Consider the following 19,130-nt stretch of genomic DNA (forward strand, 5'->3'; position numbering starts at 1 on the left):
TAGTAGCGCGCGCCTATGACCGTCGTCATAGCGACGATCCGGCCCTACGCTGGGCGCAGGCAGAAGAACAGCGCCCTGGGCGCAGGCAGCAGGAAAGCGGCGCGGGAGGTCGACGATGGCGGGGTCCGGACCGGGGCCGCGGGAGCGGATGGTCTTCAGCGCGGCCCAGCTCATCCGGCGCGACGGGGTGACGGCGACCGGCATGCGCGAGGTGGCCGCCCATGCCGAGGCGCCGCGCGGCTCGCTCCAGCACTACTTCCCCGGCGGCAAGGAGCAGCTCGTCAACGAGGCCGTGGGCTGGGCCGGCCGGTACGCCGCCCGGCGTGTCCCGCGCTTCCTCGCGCAGCTGGAGGACCCCACGCCGAGCGGGCTGTTCGCCGCGATGGCCCGCCAGTGGACCGACGAGTACGAGACGGGCGGGTTCACCACCGGCTGCCCGGTGGCCGCGGCCACCGTCGACTGCTCGGCCTCCGGGGAGTCCACCCGCGAGGCGACGGCCGGTGCGTTCGACGCCTGGACGGGCGCGGTGGCCGACGCGCTCACCGGCATGCGGGTGCCCGCGGACCGCGCCCGTTCCCTGGCCACGCTGATGATCAGCGCTCTGGAGGGGGCCATCCTGATGGCCCGCAGCGAACGCGACACACGGGCGCTGCGGACGGTGGTCGAGGAACTGGGCCCCCTGCTGGACGCGGCCGTGGCGCCGCGGTAGTCACCTCACCCGGGGCGGCACGGGAGAAGAGGGTCGACGGCCCCCTCCACCCGGGGCCGCCCGGGGTGAAGGGGGCCGATGGCCGAGATCCGGCACCGGCGGTCAGCGCAACGCTGCCAGCGCCTTCGCCGCGCCCGGCGCCCGCAGGTTCACGAAGACCGGCGTGACGTCGAGCGGTGTCGCATACGCCCGCAGCGTCACCGGCCCCTTGACGGCGCGCCCGCGCCGGACGTCGTACCAGGTGCCCGCCGGGAGGTGGATGTCACGGGCGGCGGACGCCGTCAGGTTGGGCGCCGCGAGGACCGCCGGACCGAGCATCCACTCGTCGGTCACCGTGTAGGACGCCCCGTCCCGCGGGAAGTCGAAGAACAGAGGCCGCATGATCGGGTCCCCGGTGCGCAGCGTCTGCCGCACCTGGTCCTGGATGTAGGGGGCGAGCCGCTCGTGGCGGGCGATCGCCGCCCGGTAGAGGTCGACCGTCTGCTGGTCGTAGTCGACCGTCCGGCCCGTCGTCGCGTCGATCGTGTCCACCGGCGAGGTGGAGGAGTACATCAGCGGCATGTACGCCGCCGCCTGCGCCCAGCGGACCAGGACCTCCTTGCTCGGCGGGGGCTCGCTGCTGGAGCCGCCGATCATGTCGGTCTCCACGAACGGGTAGCCGATCGTGGACAGGGCGAGGTTCTGCGAGACGGCCGCGCGCAGCGAGTTCCAGCCGGTGCCCTTGTCGATCTGCCGGGTGACGAAGCCGGCTTCGTGCGCGGCCCGGCCCCAGTGGACGCGGATGCCGGCGCCCTGGAGGTCGTAGGAATCGGCGAGTTCGGTGCCCAGGCGTTGGTAGTCGGTGCGGGTGTGGCCGGCGCGCGGGGCGCAGCGGTCGTCGAAGAAGCGGGTGTCGAACTTCAGGCCGTCCACCCGGTAGGTGTCCATCAGCTTCTTCAGGTTGCCCTGGTACCAGGCCTTCGCCTCGGGGTTGGCGAGGTCGACGATGCCGGCGGTGCCGTTCCACCAGGTGACGGTGCACGGCTTGGCGGGGTCGGCGGCGTCGTGCAGCAGGTAGTCGTGGTCGGCGGCGTACCGGTAGTTCGCCGAGTCGAGGTTGATCCAGAGCGTGACCCACAGGCCGAAGTCGTAGCCCAGGTCGTGGATCGTGTCCGACATGGCCCTCGGGTCGGGGTAGGCCTTCGGGTCGAAGGTCATGTTGCCGTAGTTCGACTCCCACTTGTCGTCGAGCTGGACGGTGTGGCCGTCGAGTCCGTTGTCGTGCAGGTCCCGCGCGTAGTCCAGCACCTTCTGCTGGTCGACGTGCGTGTAGAACTGCGCCCAGGAGTTCCACAGCGGCTTGGCGTACTGCGCGTCGGTCGCGTCGCTCTTGAGCGGCTTGCCGACGATGCCGACGTAGTCGCGGTAGACGTCCCGCGGGGTGTCCTCGACGAACACGGTCGCCCGGTAGGTGTCCCCGGAGTTCACCGTGAACCGCCCGAGGCCGTCGTGCCCGGCGTTGAGGGAGACGTCCATCGGGTCGCCGGTGTCGACGTACAGGCCGGCGGCGCTCTGCGTGTACCAGAACGGGTCGATCATCTGGTACGACGCCGGGCTGAACCCGGGGTGGACGACCTGGCCGGCGTCCAGCGGCCACGGCTGGTCGGTGTAGGGGCCGCCGGAGGGCGTGCTGGTCTCGCCGTGCCCGTACCAGTGGCCGGCGGAGGCCAGGTCGTAGGTGAGGCCGAGGCGGTCGGCGGCGGCGCCGCGGACCTCCCAGTCCAGGCGGTAGCGGTCGGCGGCCGGGGTGAGCCGGGCCTCGATCCGGGCGCCGGGCGCGGTGGTGTCCGCGGTGAGGGTGAGCACGCCGTCCTGCCAGCGCCAGCCGGTGAGCCCGGTGGCGTGCTGCCAGGTGCCGCCGGAGCGGAAGCGCAGCGCGTCGGCGCCGGTGGCGAGGACGGTGCGGCCGGAGCGGGCGGTGCTCAGGGAGAGGTCGCCCTTGGTGGGCACGGAGACGGTGTAGCCGCCGGCGTCGAGGACGACCCGGCCGCCGGACTCGTGCACGGCGGGGCCGGTGTCCGGGTCGGGGGAGCCGTGGGCGGTGGCGGGGAGGAGGGCGACCGCGAGGGCCGCGGTCAGCAGGGGGCCGAACGTGCGGGAAGGAATGCGCACCACTGATGTCCTTCTGCGTCAAAACGGGTGAGGCATGGGGTGGTTGAGTCGGGGCGCTGTTCTTTTCTGCTCGGTTCGGCCGATGTTCTTGCGCAAAACGTCATCTGTCAACGGGGCGGGGGGAGCGGCGCCGGGCCGCTACACGCGGTGAGGGAGCCGTCTCCGTCCGCTGTGCGGGGGCGCGGGAGCGGCGACGCGTGGCGCACGGTGCTTGTCGCGGGCGCGCGGGGCGCCTAGCCTCCCCGGCGTGATCAATGGGGCGCACGTGGTGCTGTACAGCCGGGACGCGGAGGCCGACCGGGCCTTCCTCCGGGACGTGCTGGGCTGGCCGCACGTCGATGCCGGCAACGGCTGGCTGATCTTCAAGATGCCGCCCGCCGAGGTGGCCTGCCACCCCGCGGACGGCGAGCCGGCGCACGAGCTGATGCTCATGTGCGACGACCTGACCGCGACCGTCGCCGAACTCACCGGCCGGGGCGTCGACTTCAGCCCCGTCGTCGAGGCGCCCTGGGGCCGGCTCACCGGTTTCCGGCTGCCGGGCGGCGGCGAGATCGGCCTGTACGAGCCACGGCACCCGCGACCCTGACCCGCCCGCGCGCACGCCGGGGCCAGGTCGCCCGCCGGGCCCCGCGCGTATGCCGGGCCCGGGGCGCCCGCGCGCAAGCCGGGCCCGGGGGCCCGCGCATTCTCCGGACCGCGGGGTGCCCGCGCATTCACCGGAACCCGGCGTGCCCGCGCGCACGCAGGGCCCGGGATGCCGTCGCACACGACTGAGCCCGGGATGCCCTCGCACACGACAGAGCCCGGGGTGCCGTCGCGTACGGCTCCCCGGGCCCCGGCGGGCGACCGTCAGGCCGTCACCGTCTCCTGCGCCGCGGCCCCGGGCCGGGAACGCTCGCCGAGCGCTTGGGTCGGCACCCGGTGCGTCTCGCGGGCCGACAGCGCGGCGATCACCGGCGGCACGCACAGCGCGGCCGTGAACAGCGCCACCGCCGCCCAGTCGTCACCGCCCGGCCCGGCGATCTCCGCCGCGAACGTCACCGCGAAACCGGAGATCGCGAACCCGATCTGGGTGCCGATCGCCATCCCCGACAGCCGCACCCGGGTGGAGAACATCTCGCCGTAGAACGCGGGCCACACCCCGTTGGCCGCGCTGTAGACGACCCCGAAGGCGAGGACGCCGCACACCAGGGTCAGCGGGTAGGAGCCGGTGGAGATCGCCCACAGGTACAGCGCCATGGTCACCGCGCTGCCCGCCGCGCCGGCCAGGTACACCGGCCGGCGCCCGATCCGGTCCGACAACCGCGCCCACAGCGGGATCGCGGCGAGCGCCACCAGGTTGGCGATCGCGCCCACCCACAGCATCGACGACCGGCTCATGCCCACCGCGTCGCTCGTGGCGTACGCCAGCGCCCACACCGTGAAGATCGTGGACACCGAGGCGACCATCGCGCCCGCGATCACCCGCAGCACGTCCGCCCAGTGCTCGCGCACCAGCACCACCAGCGGCAGCTTCGGCACGCCCTCGGTCGCCGCCTGCCGGGTGAAGGCCGGGGTCTCGGCGAGCCGGCGCCGCACCAGGTAGCCGGCCACGGCGACCGCGATGCTCATCCAGAACGGCACCCGCCAGCCCCAGGACAGCAGTTGGTCCTCCGGCAGTGCGGCGATCGGCAGGAACACGAGCGTGGCGATGAGCTGGCCGCCCTGGGTGCCGCCGAGCGTGAAGCTGGTGAAGAAGCCGCGCCGGTGCGGCGGGGCGTGCTCCAGCGTCATGGAACTGGCGCTGGCCTGCTCGCCGGCCGCCGAGATGCCCTGCAGCACCCGGCAGGCCACGAGCAGCACCGGGGCCAGGCCGCCGACCTGGGCGCGGGTGGGCAGACAGCCGATCAGGAACGTCGAGACGCCCATCAGGATCAGCGTGAACACCATGATCTTCTTGCGGCCGAGCCGGTCGCCGACATGTCCGAGGAAGAGCGCGCCGACCGGGCGGGCCGCGTAGGCGACACCGAACGTGGCGAGCGAGAGCAGGGTCGCGGTCGCCGGGTCGGAGGAGTCGAAGAAGACCTTCGGGAAGATCAGGGCGGCGGCGCTGCCGTAGATGAAGAAGTCGAAGTACTCCAGGGCGCTGCCGATCCAGGCGGCGGCGGCCGCCTTCCTGGCCTGGCTGGGCGGGGCGGGGGCGTCGGGCGATGCGGCGGGGACGGACACGGCGTGCTCCTTCGGGGGACTCCACCGTAGGCGGAACGGAGTGAGCGGGGAACGGCGCGCGAGGACGCGGGAAGCGTGGGGGAGAGCCGGATCCTCGGCTAATTAACCCACTGGGTAGTTAGTCGCGATGGCAAGCGATGTTGCGCCCGTGTTTCCGTGCTGTCAAGAGGTGCGCACGCCGCGGCGGCCCGCCGGCTCAGCCGGCGGCGCGCTCGGCGGTCAGATAGGCGATGACCATGTCGCCCAGCATGGTGCGGTAGCGCTCCCGCTCGGCCGGGGCCAGCAGGTCGCGGTCGAACAGCGCCCCGAAGGTGTGCCGGTTGGCGACCCGGAAGAAGCAGAACGCGCTGATCATCGCGTGCAGGTCGACGGCGTCGACATCGGCCGTGAACAGGCCCGACTCCTGCCCGGCGGCCAGGATGCGGCGGATGACGTCCAGTGCCGGGGAGCCGATCCGGCCCAGCTCCTCGGAGGCCGCGATGTGCTCGGCCTCGTGGATGTTCTCGATGCTGACGAGCCGGATGAAGTCCGGGTGCTGTTCGTGGTGGTCGAAGGTCAGCTGGGCCAGCCGCCGGATGGCAGCGACCGGGTCCAGATGCTCCACGTCCAGCTGCTGCTCGGCCTCCCGGATCACCGCGTACGCCCGCTCCAGCACGGCCGTGAACAGCTGCTCCTTGCCGCCGAAGTAGTAGTAGATCATCCGCTTCGTGGTGCGGGTGCGGGCGGCGATCTCGTCGACGCGGGCCCCGTCGTAGCCGGCCCGGGCGAACTCCTGGGTCGCCACGTCGAGGATCTCGGCCTTCGTGCGGGCGGCGTCGCGGGTGCGCGCGCCGGTGCGTGCCGGTTCGTCGACGCTGGTCATGGGCTTCCCCCGGTGCGTTGGGCCAGTGCCGCAGATTGTAGAAGGCGGCGGGTCGGGTGCGGGGAGGGGCTTTTCGCGGGCCCGTCCGGCTGATATAGCTAACGTACTGGTTCGTACATTAGCTCCGGAGGTCTCCCGTGCCCGGTGACTCGTTTCTCGTCGGACTGATCGGTTCCGGCATCGGTCCGTCCCTCAGCCCGGCGCTGCACCAGCGGGAGGCCGACCGCCAGGGCCTGCGCTACCTGTACCGCCTCCTCGACCTCGACACGCTCGGCATGCGGCCCGAGGCCGTCGGCGACCTGGTGCGCTCCGCGCGCGACCTCGGCTACGACGGGCTCAACATCACCCACCCCTGCAAGCAGCTCGTGATCGGCCACCTGGACGCACTCGACCCGCAGGCCGAGGCGCTCGGCGCGGTCAACACCGTCGTCTTCGACGGCGGGCGGGCCGTCGGCCACAACACCGACGTCACCGGCTTCGCCGCCTCCTTCGCGCGTGGCCTGCCCGACGCCCCGCTGGAGCGGGTCGTGCAGCTCGGCGCGGGCGGCGCCGGCGCGGCCGTCGCCCACGCGGCGCTCACCCTCGGCGCCGGAAGGATCACCCTCGTCGACGCCCGGCCCGAACGGGCCGCCGCCCTCGCCTCCTCCCTGACCGCCCACTTCGGTGCCGGCCGCGCGGCCGCCGCCGGCCCCCGGGAGCTGCCCGCGCTCCTGGAGCGCGCCGACGGCGTCATCCACGCCACCCCCACCGGCATGGCCGCCCACCCCGGCCTGCCGCTCGCCGCGGAACTGCTGCACCCCGGCCTGTGGGTCGCCGAGGTGGTCTACCGCCCGCTGCAGACCGAACTGCTGCGCACCGCGCGGGCCCTCGGCTGCGCCACCCTCGACGGCGGCGGCATGGCCGCCTTCCAGGCCGCCGACGCGTTCCGCCTGTTCACCGGGCGGGAACCCGACAGCACGGCCATGCTCGCCGACCTCGCCGCCCTGACCGGCGCCGCCGCGACCACCACCCCGTGAGGCCCCCCATGCGCACCGCCATCGCCACCGTCTGCCTCAGCGGCTCCCTCACCGAGAAGCTCACCGCCGCCGCCCGGGCCGGCTTCGACGGCGTAGAGATCTTCGAGAACGACCTGCTCGCCAGCCCCCTCACCCCCGAGGAGATCCGCGCCCGCTGCGCCGACCTCGGCCTCACCATCGACCTCTACCAGCCGATGCGGGACCTGGAGGCGCTGCCCGAGGACGAGTTCGCCCGCGCACTGCGCCGCGCCCGCCACAAGTTCGAGCTGATGCGCCGGCTCGGCGCGGACACCGTCCTCGTCTGCTCCAGCGTCCACCCGCTCGCCGTCGACGACGACGCCCTCGCCGCCGAGCAGCTCGCCCGGCTCGCCGGCCTCGCGCACGAGCACGGGATCCGCGTCGCCTACGAGGCCCTCGCCTGGGGCCGGCACGTGTCCACGTACGACCACGCCTGGCGGATCGTCGAGGCCGCGGACCATCCGGCACTCGGCACCTGCCTGGACAGCTTCCACATCCTCTCGCGCGGCTCGGACCCCAAGGGCATCGAGGACATCCCCGGCGAGAAGATCTTCTTCCTCCAGCTCGCCGACGCCCCCCGCCTGGCCATGGACGTCCTGCAGTGGAGCCGCCACTACCGCTGCTTCCCCGGCCAGGGCGGCTTCGACGTGGCCGGACTGGTCCGGCACGTGCTGGCCACCGGCTACACCGGCCCGCTCTCCCTGGAGGTCTTCAACGACGTCTTCCGGCAGGCCGACCCCGGCCCCACCGCCGTCGACGGGCGGCGCTCCCTGCTGGTCCTGCAGGAGCAGACGGGCGCGGCCACCCCGCCCGAGCCCGTCGTGCCCACCGGCATCGCCTTCGCCGAACTCGTCACCCCCGACCCCGCGCCCCTCGCGGCGGTGCTCGGCGCGCTCGGCTTCACCCGCACCGCCCGCCACCGCGGCAAACCCGTCGACCTGTGGGAACAGGGCGACGCGCGGATCCTGGTCAACACCGGCCCGGCCGCCCGCCGCGACGGCACCCGGCTCGCCGCGATCGGCCTGCAGTCACCCGACCCGGCCGGCGCCGCCCGCCGCGCCGAGGCCCTCCTCGCGCCCGTGCTGCCGCGCCGCCGCGCCCCCGAGGACGCCCCGCTGGACGCGGTCGCCGCACCCGACGGCACGGAACTGTTCTTCTGCGGCGGCCGCACGCCCCGACAGCCCGACTGGCGGGCCGACTTCACCGACCTCGCCCCGAGCGCGCCGGACACCGGCACCGGGCGCATCGACCACCTCGCGCTCACCCAGCCCTGGCACCACTTCGACGAGGCCGCCCTCTTCCACCGCGCCGTCCTCGGCCTGGACGCCCAGGAGAGCGTGGACCTCGCCGACCCCTACGGCCTGCTGCGCAGCCGCGCCGTGGCGAACGCCGACGGCAGCGTCCGCCTCGCCCTGACCGTGGGCGCGGCCCCCGGCGACGCCACCGTGCACGCCCGGCACATCGCCCTGGCCTGCGACGACGTCGTCGCCGCGGCGCGCCGCTTCCGCGCGGCGGGCGGGCGGCTGCTGCCGGTCCCGGCGAACTACCACGACGACCTCGCCGCCCGCTTCGACCTGCCCGAGGAGGAGCTGGCCGCCTACCGCGAGCTCGGCATCCTCTACGACCGCGACCCGGACGGCGGCGAGTTCCGCCACTGCTACACCCGCACGACCGGCCACGTCTTCTTCGAACTCGTCCAGCGCGACGGCGGCTACCAGGGCTACGGCGCGGCGAACGCACCGGTGCGGCTCGCCGCGCAGCACACGGCGGGCGACCTCACTGGCGGCTGACGGTGCGGGTGACGCCGGCGATCACGGTGGACGCCAGGATCCAGCCGGTGAGGACGAGCGCGTAGGCGAGGGCCTGGTACCCGCCGCGCGGCGCGTACGCCGACTCCTGCCCGAAGGAGAGCACCGGCAGCAGCAGGTCGAGGGTGTAGAACACCGGGTTGAACGGCGGTGCCTCGCCCGCCTTCAGCGGCTGCGGGTGGTGCAGCGCGAAGGCGGCCGAGCCGATCGCGAGCAGCGACAGCAGCCAGACGGCGGCCCGCAGCGGCCGGAAGCCGTAGCCGACGGTGACGTCCTGGACCAGGCCCCACATCCGGCCGAACCAGGGCAGGGTCCGCCGGTGCCGGCGCTGCTTGGCGAGCTGCACGAGCCGGACGGCGTGGTCGTCGCCGATGCGCCGGTAGGCGGCGGTGAGCTGTTCGTAGGCGTGCGGGACATAGCCGTCGCGGTCGCGCTCCAGCATGGGCAGCCGGTGCTCGGCGGGGATGTGCGGGGCGAGCGCGGCATAGGTGAGGTCGCTCAGGTGGACGGAGTCCGGCACCACCTCCGGATCCACGAACAGGGCCTCCAGCTGGCTCCGGCGCAGGTTGAGGGTGCCCTCCACGGCGGGACCGCGGCGCAGCCACAGCTCGCCCAGCGAACAGCTGCTCGCCTGCAGCGCCGTGCCGCCCGGATGGGACAGCAGGGTGTACGACAGGTCGAGCCGGCCGGCGATGCGGGCGCCGCGCAGGCCCACCCCGCCGCGCACTTCCGCGTGCCGGATCTGGACGTCGCCCTCGACGGTGAGTGTCTCGGCGTCGAGCGCCGTCCGCCCGGGGTGGGTGAGCCGGGACTCGTTGAGGTTGACCGAGCCGGCGACGGACGCGCCGGTGGCCCGTATCTCCCCGCGGGTTCGCAGGCCGGGGGCCCACAGGTCGTCGCCGATGGCGGTCTGGTTGAGCTGGAGCACGGGCGCGTCGTCCTCCGCACCGAGTTCGGCCCGCTCCAGGAAGACGGCGCCCCCGATCTCGGTTCCCGCGAGCATCAGCCGGCCCGCCCGGCAGCCGCTCATCAGCACCGAGCCGTCGACACGGGCGCTGGCCAGACGCAGCCCGGGCAGCACGGAGCCGCGCAGATTGAGGCGCGGCAGCCGGGTGCCGTAGAACTCCAGATGCCCGTCGAAGTGGCAGTGGCTCATGCGGACCGGCCGGTCGAGCACCGCGTAGGTGAGATCGAGCGGGCCGGTGATGCGGGCCCCGGTGATCCGCAGCGCGGATATCTCGCCGTCCTCGGCGGGCGCGCCGACCAGCAGCGCGCGCAGGACCGAGGCCCGCAGGGTCCGCTCCGGGCCCCAGTCCCCTCCGGTGGCGGCGTCCTCGTCGGGTGTGTCGCGGAAGTCCACGTTCTCGCCCCGCGGGAACGCGCGCCACACCCGCTCCTCGGCCGGTGTCAGGTCGTTGATCTCCATCAGCGGGGACTCTGACCCGGCGGGGAGCGGGTGTCAACCACGCCTCTACGCCGACGTGTTCCACTCCGCGACCACCGGTCGCCCGTGTTCCGTGGACAGGCGGCTCAGCGTGCCCGTCGCCAGCTGGAACAGCCGTCCCTCGCGGGCCGGCAGGCCCAGGCGGCGGGCGGTCAGCACGCGCAGGAAGTGCGCGTGGGCGACCAGGACGACATCGCCGGCGTCGAGCGCGGGGACCACGCGGGACAGCACCCGGTCCGCCCGGGCGCCCACCTGGTCCGGCGATTCGCCGGGGCTGTCGCCGGGCGGCACGCCGTCGGTCCACAGGTCCCACTCGGGGCGCGTGCGGTGGATGTCGACGGTGGTGACACCCTCGTACGCCCCGTAGTCCCACTCGTGCAGATCGGGGTCGGGTACGGCCCCCATGACGCCCGCCAGTTCGGCCGTGCGGACGGCCCGCCGCAGCGGGCTCGTGAGAGCCAGCGCGAAGGGCCGTCCGGACAGCAGCGGAGCCAGGGACTTGGCCTGCTCCTCACCGTGCGTGGTGAGGGGCAGGTCGGTGAAGCTGGTGTGCCGTCCCGTCAGGCTCCACTCGGTCTCTCCGTGGCGGACCAGGAAGAGGTCCCCCACGGCGCTCAGTCCTTCTTCGCGGACTCGACGGCGTGGCCGCCGAACTGGTTGCGCAGCGCCGCGATCATCTTCATCTGCGGCGAGTCCTCCTGCCGGGAGGCGAACCGGGCGAAGAGGGAGGCCGTGATCGCGGGCAGCGGCACCGCGTTGTCGATGGCCGCCTCGACCGTCCAGCGGCCCTCGCCGGAGTCCTCGGCGTAGCCGCGCAGCTTGTTCAGGTGCTCGTCCTCGTCGAGGGCGTTGACGGCGAGGTCCAGCAGCCAGGAGCGGATGACGGTGCCCTCCTGCCAGGAGCGGAAGACCTCGCGGACGTTGTCCACGGAGTCGACCTTCTCCAGCAGCTCCCAGCCCTCGGCGTAGGCCTGCATCATCGCGTACTCGATGCCGTTGTGGACCATCTTCGCGAAGTGGCCGGCGCCGACCCTGCCCGCGTGGACGTAGCCGTAGGGGCCTTCCGGCTTGAGGGCGTCGAAGATCGGCTTGAGCCGGTCGACGTGCTCCTTCTCGCCGCCGACCATCAGCGCGTAGCCGTTCTGCAGGCCCCACACGCCGCCGGAGACGCCCGCGTCGACGAAGCCGATGCCGCGCTTGGCGAGCTCCTCGGCGTGCTTCTCGTCGTCGGTCCAGCGGGAGTTGCCGCCGTCGATGACCGTGTCGCCGGGCTTGAGGATGCCCGACAGCTGGTCGATGACGTTCTGGGTGGCGGCGCCGGCCGGGACCATGACCCACACCGCGCGCGGCGCGGCGAGCCGGTCGGCGAGCTCGACGAGGTTGTCGACGTCGGAGATCTCGGGGTTGGTGTCGTACCCGACGACCTCGTGGCCGGCGTTGCGCAGGCGTTCGCGCATGTTGCCGCCCATCTTGCCGAGACCAACAAGACCGATCTGCATGGTTACTTCACTTCCTTGAGGTCGCGGTAGGCCGCGACGAGCGCTGCGGTGGACGGGTCGAGGCCGGGTACGTCCGCGCCTTCGGTGAGGGCGGGTTCGACGCGCTTGGCGAGGACCTTGCCCAGTTCCACGCCCCACTGGTCGAAGGAGTCGATGTTCCAGATCGCGCCCTGCACGAACACCTTGTGCTCGTAGAGGGCGACCAGCTGACCGAGCACGGACGGGGTCAGCTCGGGGGCCAGGACGGTGGTGGTCGGGTGGTTGCCCTGGAAGGTGCGGGCGGTGACCTGCTCCTCGGGCGCGCCCTCGGCACGTACCTCGTCGCCGGTCTTGCCGAAGGCGAGGGCCTGCGTCTGGGCGAAGAAGTTGGCCATCAGCAGGTCGTGCTGGGCCTTGAGCCGGTCGTCGAGCTCGGCCACCGGGCGGGCGAAGCCGATGAAGTCGGCCGGGATGAGCTTGGTGCCCTGGTGGATGAGCTGGTAGTAGGCGTGCTGCCCGTTGGTGCCGGGCGTGCCCCACACGACGGGGCCGGTCTGCCAGTCCACCGGGCGGCCGTCGCGCTGGACCGACTTGCCGTTGGACTCCATGTCCAGCTGCTGCAGGTAGGCGGTGAACTTGGACAGGTAGTGGCTGTAGGGGAGCACGGCGTGCGACTGGGCGTCGAAGAAGTTGCCGTACCAGATGCCGAGCAGGCCCAGCAGGAGCGGGGCGTTGGCCTCGGCGGGCGCGGTGCGGAAGTGCTCGTCGATGATGTGGAAGCCGTCGAGCATCTCCCGGAAGCGGTCCGGGCCGATCGCGATCATCAGGGACAGGCCGATCGCGGAGTCGTAGGAGTAGCGTCCGCCGACCCAGTCCCAGAACTCGAACATGTTCTCGGTGTCGATGCCGAACTCGGCGACCTTCTCGCCGTTCGTCGACAGCGCGACGAAGTGCTGCGCGACGGCCTTCTCGTCACCGCCCAGGCCCTCCAGGAGCCATGCGCGCGCCGAGGTGGCGTTGGTGATCGTCTCGATCGTCGTGAACGTCTTCGACGCCACGATGAACAGCGTCTCCGCCGGGTCCAGGCCCTGCAGCGCCTCGTGCAGGTCGGCGCCGTCCACGTTGGAGACGAAACGGAACGTCAACTCCCGTGCCGTGTAGGCGCGCAGGGCCTCGTACGCCATCGCCGGGCCCAGATCGGAGCCGCCGATGCCGATGTTGACGACGTTGCGGATGCGCTTGCCGGTGTGACCGGTCCACTCCCCGGAGCGCACCCGCTGCGCGAAGTCGCTCATCTTGTCGAGGACGGCGTGCACCTTGGGCACCACGTTCTCGCCGTCGACCTCGACGACCGCGTCACGCGGGGCGCGCAGCGCGGTGTGCAGCACGGCCCGCCGCTCGGTGACGTTGATCTTCTCGCCGCGGAACATCGCGTCCCGCAGACCGAACACATCGGTCGCGGCGGCCAGTTCCTGCAGCAGGGCGAGCGTCTCGTCCGTCACCAGGTGCTTGGAGTAGTCGATGCGCAGGTCGCCGGCCGTGACGACGTACCGCTCGGCGCGCCCGGGATCGTTCGCGAACAGATCCCGCAGATGCGACTGCCACGCGGCGCGGTGGTCCTCCAGCGCGGTCCACTCGGGCCGGCGGTTCAGCGACGGGGTCTCAGACATGGGCGGACGTCTCCTTGCTGCCCTCGCCGCGCAGGGCGACGGCGTACATCTCGTCGGCGTCGAGGCGGCGCAGCTCCTCGGCGATGAGTTCGGAGGTGGCGCGGACCTTCAGCGCCAGGGTGCGCGGGGGCTGGCCGGGCAGCGTCAGCGTGGCCAGCGGGCCCTCGGGGCGGTCGATGACGATCTCGCCCTCGGCGGTGCCCAGGCGCACCGCGGTGACGACCGGGCCCGCGGTGACCACACGGTCCACGCTCACGCCGAGGCGGGCCTCCAGCCAGCGGGCGAGCAGCTCGGCGGCCGGGTTCTCGGCCTCGGCCTCCACGGCCGCCGAGATCACCTTGGCGCGGGCCTGGTCCAGCGCCGCGGCCAGCATCGAGCGCCACGGGGTGAGCCGGGTCCAGGCGAGGTCGGTGTCGCCGGGGGCGTAGGTGCGCTCGCGGGTCTCCAGCATCCGCAGCGGGTCCTCGACCGCGTACAGGTCGGTGATCCGGCGCTGGGCGAGCGCCCCGAGCGGGTCCTTGGAGGGGTTCTCCGGCGCGTCCACCGGCCACCACACGACGACCGGGGCGTCGGGCAGCAGCAGCGGCAGCACGACGGAGTCGGCGTGGTCGGACACCTCGCCGTAGGTGCGCAGCACGACCGTCTCGCCGGTGCCGGCCTCCGAGCCCACCCGGACCTCGGCGTCCAGGCGGGAAGCCTGGCGGTCGCGGGGGGTGCGGGCGTGCCGCTTGATGACGACCAGGGTGCGCGAGGGATGCTCGTGCGAGGCCTCCTCGGCCGCCTTGATCGCGTCGTAGGCGTTCTCCTCGTCGGTGACGATCACCATCGTCAGGACCATGCCCACGGCCGGGGTGCCGATGGCCCGGCGGCCCTGGACGAGCGCCTTGTTGACCTTGCTTGCCGTGGTGTCGGTCAGGTCGATCCTCATGGCCTGCGCCAGCTCCGTCCGTCTCGTGCGAGCATCTCGTCCGCTTCCTTGGGTCCCCAGCTGCCCGACGGGTACTGCGCCGGCCTGCCGTGGGTGGCCCAGTAGCCCTCGATCGGGTCGAGGATCTTCCAGGACTCTTCCACTTCCTGGTGGCGCGGGAACAGGTTGGCGTCGCCGAGCAGCACGTCCAGGATGAGGCGCTCGTACGCCTCCGGGCTGGACTCCGTGAACGACTCGCCGTAGGCGAAGTCCATCGTCACGTCCCGGATCTCCATGGAGGTGCCCGGCACCTTGGAACCGAAGCGGACCGTCACGCCCTCGTCGGGCTGGACGCGGATGACGATCGCGTTCTGGCCGAGCTCCTCGGTCGCCGTGGAGTCGAACGGGGAGTGCGGGGCGCGCTGGAAGACGACCGCGATCTCGGTGACCCGGCGGCCCAGCCGCTTGCCGGTGCGCAGATAGAACGGGACGCCCGCCCAGCGGCGGTTGTCGATGCCGAGCTTGATCGCCGCGTAGGTGTCGGTGGTGGAGTCCGGGTCGATGCCGTCCTCCTCCAGGTAGCCGCGCACCTTCGCGCCGCCCTGCCAGGCGGGGGCGTACTGGCCGCGCACGGTGTGCCTGCCGAGGTCGTCGGGGAGCCGGACGGCCTTGAGAACCTTCAGCTTCTCGGTGAGCAGCGACTCGGCGTCGAACGCGGCCGGCTCCTCCATGGCGGTGAGGGCCAACAGCTGCAGCAGGTGGTTCTGGATGACGTCCCGGGCCGAGCCGATGCCGTCGTAGTAGCCGGCGCGGCCGCCGATGCCGATGTCCTCGGCCATGGTGATCTGGATGTGGTCGACGTACGACCGGTTCCAGATCGGCTCGAACATCTGGTTGGCGAAGCGCAGCGCCAGGATGTTCTGGACGGTCTCCTTGCCCAGGTAGTGGTCGATGCGGAACACCTGGTCCGGCTCGAACACCTCGTGCACGATCGCGTTCAGCTCGCGGGCGCTCGCGAGATCGTGGCCGAACGGCTTCTCGATCACCGCGCGGCGCCAGGAGCCCTCCGGTCCGTCCGCCAGGCCGTGCTTCTTCAGCTGCTGGACGACCTTCGGGAAGAACTTCGGCGGCACGGAGAGGTAGAAGGCGTAGTTGCCGCTGGTGCCGCGGGCCGCGTCGAGCTCGTCGACGGTCTGGCGCAGCTGGTCGAAGGCGGTGTCGTCGTCGAAGTCGCCGGGGATGAAGCGCATGCCCTCCGACAGCTGCTGCCACACCTCCTCACGGAACGGGGTGCGGGCGTGCTCCTTGACCGCGTCGTGCACGACCTGCGCGAAGTCCTGGTCCTCCCAGTCCCGGCGGGCGAAGCCCACCAGCGAGAAGCCCGGCGGCAGCAGGCCGCGGTTGGCGAGGTCGTACACGGCCGGCATCAGCTTCTTGCGGGACAGGTCGCCGGTCACGCCGAAGATGACCAGCCCCGAGGGGCCCGCGATCCGCGGCAGCCGGCGGTCGCGCGCGTCGCGCAGCGGATTGGCCCAGCCGGCGGCCGGCGCCGTCAGCTCCATCAGTGGTGTCGCGGTCATTTACGCTGCCACCCCCTTGCTGTCCAGGGCCTTCGCCACGGCGTTCAGCAGGTCCTGCCACGCCGTCTCGAACTTGGCGACGCCCTCGTCCTCCAGCTTCTGCACCACCGCGTCGTAGGAGATGCCGAGCTTCTCCACCGCGGCGAGGTCGGCGCGGGCCTGGGCGTAGCCGCCGGTGACCGTGTCGCCGGTGATCTCGCCGTGGTCGGCGACGGCGTTCAGGGTGCCCTCGGGCATGGTGTTGACGGTGCCCGGGGCGACCAGCTCGTCCACGTACAGGGTGTCCTTGTACGCCGGGTCCTTCACCCCGGTCGACGCCCACAGCGGGCGCTGCTTGTTCGCCCGCGCGCCGGCCAGGGCGAGCCAGCGCTCACCGGCGAAGACCTCCTCATAGGCCGCGTAGGCGAGGCGGGCGTTGGCGAGCGCCGCACGGCCCTTGAGGCCGAGCGCCTCGTCGGTGCCGAGGACGGACAGCCGCTTGTCGATCTCGGCGTCCACGCGGGAGACGAAGAAGGAGGCCACGGAGTGGATCGCGGAGAGGTCCAGGCCCTTGGCGGCGGCCTTCTCCAGGCCCGCCAGGTAGGCGTCCATCACCGCGCGGTAGCGCTCCAGGGAGAAGATCAGCGTCACGTTCACGCTGATGCCCTCGGCGATCACCTCGGTGATCGCGGGCAGGCCGGCCTTGGTCGCCGGGATCTTGATCATCCCGTTGGGGCGGTCCACCAGCCAGGCGAGCTGCTTGGCCTCGGCGATCGTCGCCGCCGTGTGGTGCGCGAGACGCGGGTCGACCTCGATGGAGACCCGGCCGTCACGGCCGCCGCTCGCCTCGTACACCGGGCGCAGCACGTCGGCCGCGGCCCGCACGTCGGCGGTGGTCATCATCCGTACGGCCTCGTCGACCGTGACCCCGCGCACGGCCAGCTCGGCGAGCTGGGCCTCGTAGCCCTCGCCGGAGCCGATGGCGGCCTGGAAGATCGACGGGTTGGTGGTGACGCCGACGACGTGCTTCGTGGCGACGAGCTCGGCGAGGTTGCCGCTGTCGATGCGGGTGCGCGAGAGGTCGTCCAGCCAGATCGACACGCCCGCGTCGGACAGGCGCTTGAGGGCTACCGCGGGTGCGGTTGCTTCGGTCACTGTGATCATCTTCCTTCTGGCGATCGGATCAACCGCGCACGGCAGCCAGCGATTCCCGGGCTGCTGCGGCGACGTTCTCGGGGGTGAAGCCGTACTCGGCGAACAGGGTGGCGGCATCGGCGGAGGCGCCGAAGTGTTCGAGGGACACGATGCGTCCTGCGTCACCTGTGAAGCGGTACCACGTCAGACCGATCCCGGCCTCCACGGCGACCCGGGCCCGCACCTCGGGCGGCAGGACGCTGTCGCGGTACGCGCGGGGCTGCTCCTCGAACCACTCCACGGACGGCATCGACACCACGCGGGTGCCGATCCCCTCGGCCTCCAGCCGCTCCCGCGCGGCCACGGCGAGCTGCACCTCGGAGCCGGTGGCGATGATGATCACCTCCGGGGTGTCGGTGGACGACTCGCGCAGCACGTAGCCGCCCTTCGCCGCGTCCGGGTTCGGCGCGTACGTCGGCACGCCCTGGCGGGTGAGCGCGAGCCCGTGCGGGGCGGGACGGGTGGCGTGCCTCTTCAGGATCTCGGCCCAGGCGGCCGCGGTCTCGTTGGCATCGGCCGGGCGGACGACGTTCAGCCCCGGGATGGCCCGCAGCGCGGCCAGGTGCTCCACCGGCTGGTGGGTCGGGCCGTCCTCGCCGAGGCCGATGGAGTCGTGCGTCCACACATACGTCACCGGGAGCTGCATCAGCGCCGACATGCGCACGGCGTTGCGCATGTAGTCGGAGAACACCAGGAAGGTGCCGCCGTAGACGCGGGTGTTGCCGTGCAGGGCGATGCCGTTCATCTCCGCGGCCATGGCGAACTCGCGGATGCCGAAGTGGACGGTACGGCCGTACGGGTTCGCACCGGGCAGCGGATTGCCCTCCGGCAGGAACGACGACGTCTTGTCGATGGTGGTGTTGTTGGAGCCGGCCAGGTCGGCGGAACCGCCCCACAGCTCGGGGACGACCGCGCCGAGCGACTGCAGCACCTTGCCGGAGGCGGCCCGGGTGGCGACGGACTTGCCCTCCTCGAAGACCGGCAGCGCCTCCTCCCAGCCCTCCGGGAGCCGGCCGGCGACGATCCGGTCGAACAGCTCGGCGCGCTCCGGCCGCTCCGCGCGCCAGACGGTGATCTGCTTGTCCCAGGCGGCGTGCGCCTCGGCGCCGCGGTCCAGGGCGGCGCGGGTGTGGGCGAGCACGTCGGCGTCGACCTGGAAGGACTTCCCGGGGTCGAAGCCGAGGACGCGCTTGGTGGCGGCGACCTCGTCCTCGCCGAGCGCGGAACCGTGGGCGGCCTCGGTGTTCTGCGCGTTCGGGGCGGGCCAGGCGATGATCGTGCGCATCGCGATGATGGAGGGCCGCCCGGTCTCGGCCTGCGCGGCCCTCAGGGCGGCGTACAGGGCGTGCACGTCGACGTCGCCGTTCTCGGCGGGCTCGATGCGCTGGGTGTGCCAGCCGTAGGCCTCGTACCGCTTGAGCACGTCCTCGGAGAACGCGGTGGCGGTGTCGCCCTCGATGGAGATGTGGTTGTCGTCGTAGAGGAAGACCAGGTTGCCGAGCTTCTGGTGCCCGGCCAGCGAGGAGGCCTCGGCGGAGACGCCCTCCTGCAGGTCGCCGTCGGAGACGATCGCCCAGATGGTGTGGTCGAAGGGGGACGCGCCGGCCGGGGCGTCCGGGTCGAACAGGCCGCGCTCGTAGCGGGCGGCCATCGCCATGCCGACGGCGTTCGCCACACCCTGGCCGAGCGGACCGGTGGTGGTCTCCACGCCGGCGGTGTGACCGTACTCGGGGTGACCGGGGGTCTTGGAGCCCTGCGTGCGGAACGCCTTCAGATCGTCCAGCTCCAGCTCGTACCCGGCGAGGTACAGCTGGGTGTACAGGGTCAGCGAGGTGTGGCCGGGGGAGAGGACGAAGCGGTCGCGGCCGGTCCACTCCGGGTCCGCCGGATCGTGCCGCATCACCTTCTGAAAGATCGTGTAGGCCGCGGGGGCCAGGGCCATCGCGGTGCCGGGGTGGCCATTGCCGACCTTCTGCACGGCATCCGCGGCCAGCAGCCGCGCGGTGTCGACGGCACGCCGGTCGAGGTCGGTCCACTCGAGGGTGTCGGGTGTCTGCGTGCTCATCTTCAAGAAGTCCTCGCAAGAAGCGCTGCTTATGCTCTGAC

The 19,130-nt window shown here is 72.5% G+C and carries 15 protein-coding genes; 4 read left to right on the forward strand and 11 right to left on the reverse strand.

Annotated elements, in window-relative coordinates; translation table 11 throughout:
* Positions 1-115 precede the first annotated feature (115 nt).
* Positions 116-709, forward strand: coding sequence for a TetR/AcrR family transcriptional regulator (locus ACF1AL_RS08020; protein WP_391825579.1), 594 nt, complete (start codon positions 116-118; stop codon positions 707-709).
* 102 nt (positions 710-811) lie between these two features.
* Here ACF1AL_RS08020 and ACF1AL_RS08025 read toward each other — a convergent pair whose 3' ends face one another.
* Positions 812-2,860, reverse strand: a complete 2,049-nt coding sequence (locus ACF1AL_RS08025; protein WP_391825580.1) for a glycoside hydrolase family 31 protein — start codon at positions 2,858-2,860, stop codon at positions 812-814.
* A 247-nt stretch (positions 2,861-3,107) separates the two neighbouring features.
* Between ACF1AL_RS08025 and ACF1AL_RS08030 the strand changes: the two genes are divergently transcribed.
* On the forward strand, positions 3,108-3,446 hold the full coding sequence (locus ACF1AL_RS08030; RefSeq protein WP_366836835.1) for an extradiol dioxygenase: 339 nt from the start codon (positions 3,108-3,110) through the stop codon (positions 3,444-3,446).
* Between the two features lie 263 nt (positions 3,447-3,709).
* On the opposite strand, the gene ACF1AL_RS08035 is transcribed toward ACF1AL_RS08030, so the two are convergent.
* Both ACF1AL_RS08035 and ACF1AL_RS08040 read right to left on the reverse strand, forming a co-directional pair.
* Positions 3,710-5,068 carry an MFS transporter gene (locus ACF1AL_RS08035; RefSeq protein ID WP_391825581.1) on the reverse strand — a complete coding sequence of 453 codons (1,359 nt, stop codon included), beginning with the start codon at positions 5,066-5,068 and terminating at the stop codon, positions 3,710-3,712.
* Positions 5,069-5,264: 196 nt separating this feature from the next.
* Positions 5,265-5,930, reverse strand: a complete 666-nt coding sequence (locus ACF1AL_RS08040; protein WP_391825582.1) for a TetR family transcriptional regulator — start codon at positions 5,928-5,930, stop codon at positions 5,265-5,267.
* A gap of 137 nt (positions 5,931-6,067) precedes the next feature.
* On the opposite strand from ACF1AL_RS08040, the gene ACF1AL_RS08045 reads away from it, so the two are divergent.
* Entirely contained in the window at positions 6,068-6,946 is an 879-nt protein-coding gene (locus tag ACF1AL_RS08045; protein ID WP_391779854.1) for a shikimate dehydrogenase, read from the forward strand.
* A gap of 8 nt (positions 6,947-6,954) precedes the next feature.
* Positions 6,955-8,754 (forward strand): TIM barrel protein, encoded by a 1,800-nt coding sequence (locus ACF1AL_RS08050; RefSeq protein ID WP_366836839.1) that lies wholly within the window; start codon positions 6,955-6,957, stop codon positions 8,752-8,754.
* Here ACF1AL_RS08050 and ACF1AL_RS08055 read toward each other — a convergent pair.
* The 8 genes from ACF1AL_RS08055 to tkt are packed head-to-tail and all read right to left on the reverse strand — an operon-like array spanning position 8,741 to position 19,089.
* Entirely contained in the window at positions 8,741-10,198 is a 1,458-nt protein-coding gene (locus ACF1AL_RS08055) for a membrane-associated oxidoreductase (protein WP_391825583.1), read from the reverse strand. The two genes, ACF1AL_RS08050 and ACF1AL_RS08055, sit on opposite strands and share 14 nt — an antisense overlap.
* A 45-nt stretch (positions 10,199-10,243) precedes the next feature.
* Positions 10,244-10,825 carry a histidine phosphatase family protein gene (locus ACF1AL_RS08060; RefSeq protein WP_386419778.1) on the reverse strand — a complete coding sequence of 194 codons (582 nt, stop codon included), beginning with the start codon at positions 10,823-10,825 and terminating at the stop codon, positions 10,244-10,246.
* Positions 10,826-10,830: 5 nt separating this feature from the next.
* The gene (gene gnd, locus ACF1AL_RS08065) at positions 10,831-11,715 is read right to left on the reverse strand and encodes a phosphogluconate dehydrogenase (NAD(+)-dependent, decarboxylating) (protein ID WP_366836842.1); all 885 of its coding nucleotides are present in this window, start codon (positions 11,713-11,715) and stop codon (positions 10,831-10,833) included.
* A 2-nt stretch (positions 11,716-11,717) separates the two neighbouring features.
* Complete coding sequence (pgi, locus tag ACF1AL_RS08070) at positions 11,718-13,364, reverse strand: glucose-6-phosphate isomerase (protein ID WP_391825584.1); 1,647 nt, start codon at positions 13,362-13,364, stop codon at positions 11,718-11,720.
* Positions 13,357-14,292: a glucose-6-phosphate dehydrogenase assembly protein OpcA gene (gene opcA / locus ACF1AL_RS08075; RefSeq protein WP_391658207.1), complete on the reverse strand. Its 936-nt coding sequence runs from the start codon at positions 14,290-14,292 to the stop codon at positions 13,357-13,359. The genes pgi and opcA overlap by 8 nt, the downstream gene beginning before the upstream one ends.
* Complete coding sequence (gene zwf / locus ACF1AL_RS08080) at positions 14,289-15,851, reverse strand: glucose-6-phosphate dehydrogenase (RefSeq protein ID WP_391695599.1); 1,563 nt, start codon at positions 15,849-15,851, stop codon at positions 14,289-14,291. Before zwf ends, opcA begins: the two co-directional genes overlap by 4 nt.
* Positions 15,852-16,994: a transaldolase gene (gene tal / locus ACF1AL_RS08085; protein ID WP_391825585.1), complete on the reverse strand. Its 1,143-nt coding sequence runs from the start codon at positions 16,992-16,994 to the stop codon at positions 15,852-15,854.
* A 19-nt stretch (positions 16,995-17,013) separates the two neighbouring features.
* The gene (gene tkt, locus ACF1AL_RS08090; RefSeq protein WP_391825586.1) at positions 17,014-19,089 is read right to left on the reverse strand and encodes a transketolase; all 2,076 of its coding nucleotides are present in this window, start codon (positions 19,087-19,089) and stop codon (positions 17,014-17,016) included.
* Positions 19,090-19,130 lie beyond the last annotated feature (41 nt).

Origin of the sequence: Streptomyces sp. NPDC014801 (genome assembly GCF_043082085.1) — a bacterium.
Taxonomy (GTDB): domain Bacteria; phylum Actinomycetota; class Actinomycetes; order Streptomycetales; family Streptomycetaceae; genus Streptomyces.

Excerpts from the sequence above, each read along its gene's own strand:
- zwf (WP_391695599.1), bottom strand. The coding sequence starts at position 15,851 with ATGACCGCGACACCACTGATGGAGCTGACGGCGCCGGCCGCCGGCTGG.
- ACF1AL_RS08055 (WP_391825583.1), bottom strand. The coding sequence starts at position 10,198 with ATGGAGATCAACGACCTGACACCGGCCGAGGAGCGGGTGTGGCGCGCG.
- ACF1AL_RS08020 (WP_391825579.1), top strand. The coding sequence starts at position 116 with ATGGCGGGGTCCGGACCGGGGCCGCGGGAGCGGATGGTCTTCAGCGCG.
- ACF1AL_RS08050 (WP_366836839.1), top strand. The coding sequence starts at position 6,955 with ATGCGCACCGCCATCGCCACCGTCTGCCTCAGCGGCTCCCTCACCGAG.
- tkt (WP_391825586.1), bottom strand. The coding sequence starts at position 19,089 with ATGAGCACGCAGACACCCGACACCCTCGAGTGGACCGACCTCGACCGG.
- ACF1AL_RS08040 (WP_391825582.1), bottom strand. The coding sequence starts at position 5,930 with ATGACCAGCGTCGACGAACCGGCACGCACCGGCGCGCGCACCCGCGAC.
- gnd (WP_366836842.1), bottom strand. The coding sequence starts at position 11,715 with ATGCAGATCGGTCTTGTTGGTCTCGGCAAGATGGGCGGCAACATGCGC.
- tal (WP_391825585.1), bottom strand. The coding sequence starts at position 16,994 with ATGATCACAGTGACCGAAGCAACCGCACCCGCGGTAGCCCTCAAGCGC.
- opcA (WP_391658207.1), bottom strand. The coding sequence starts at position 14,292 with ATGAGGATCGACCTGACCGACACCACGGCAAGCAAGGTCAACAAGGCG.
- pgi (WP_391825584.1), bottom strand. The coding sequence starts at position 13,364 with ATGTCTGAGACCCCGTCGCTGAACCGCCGGCCCGAGTGGACCGCGCTG.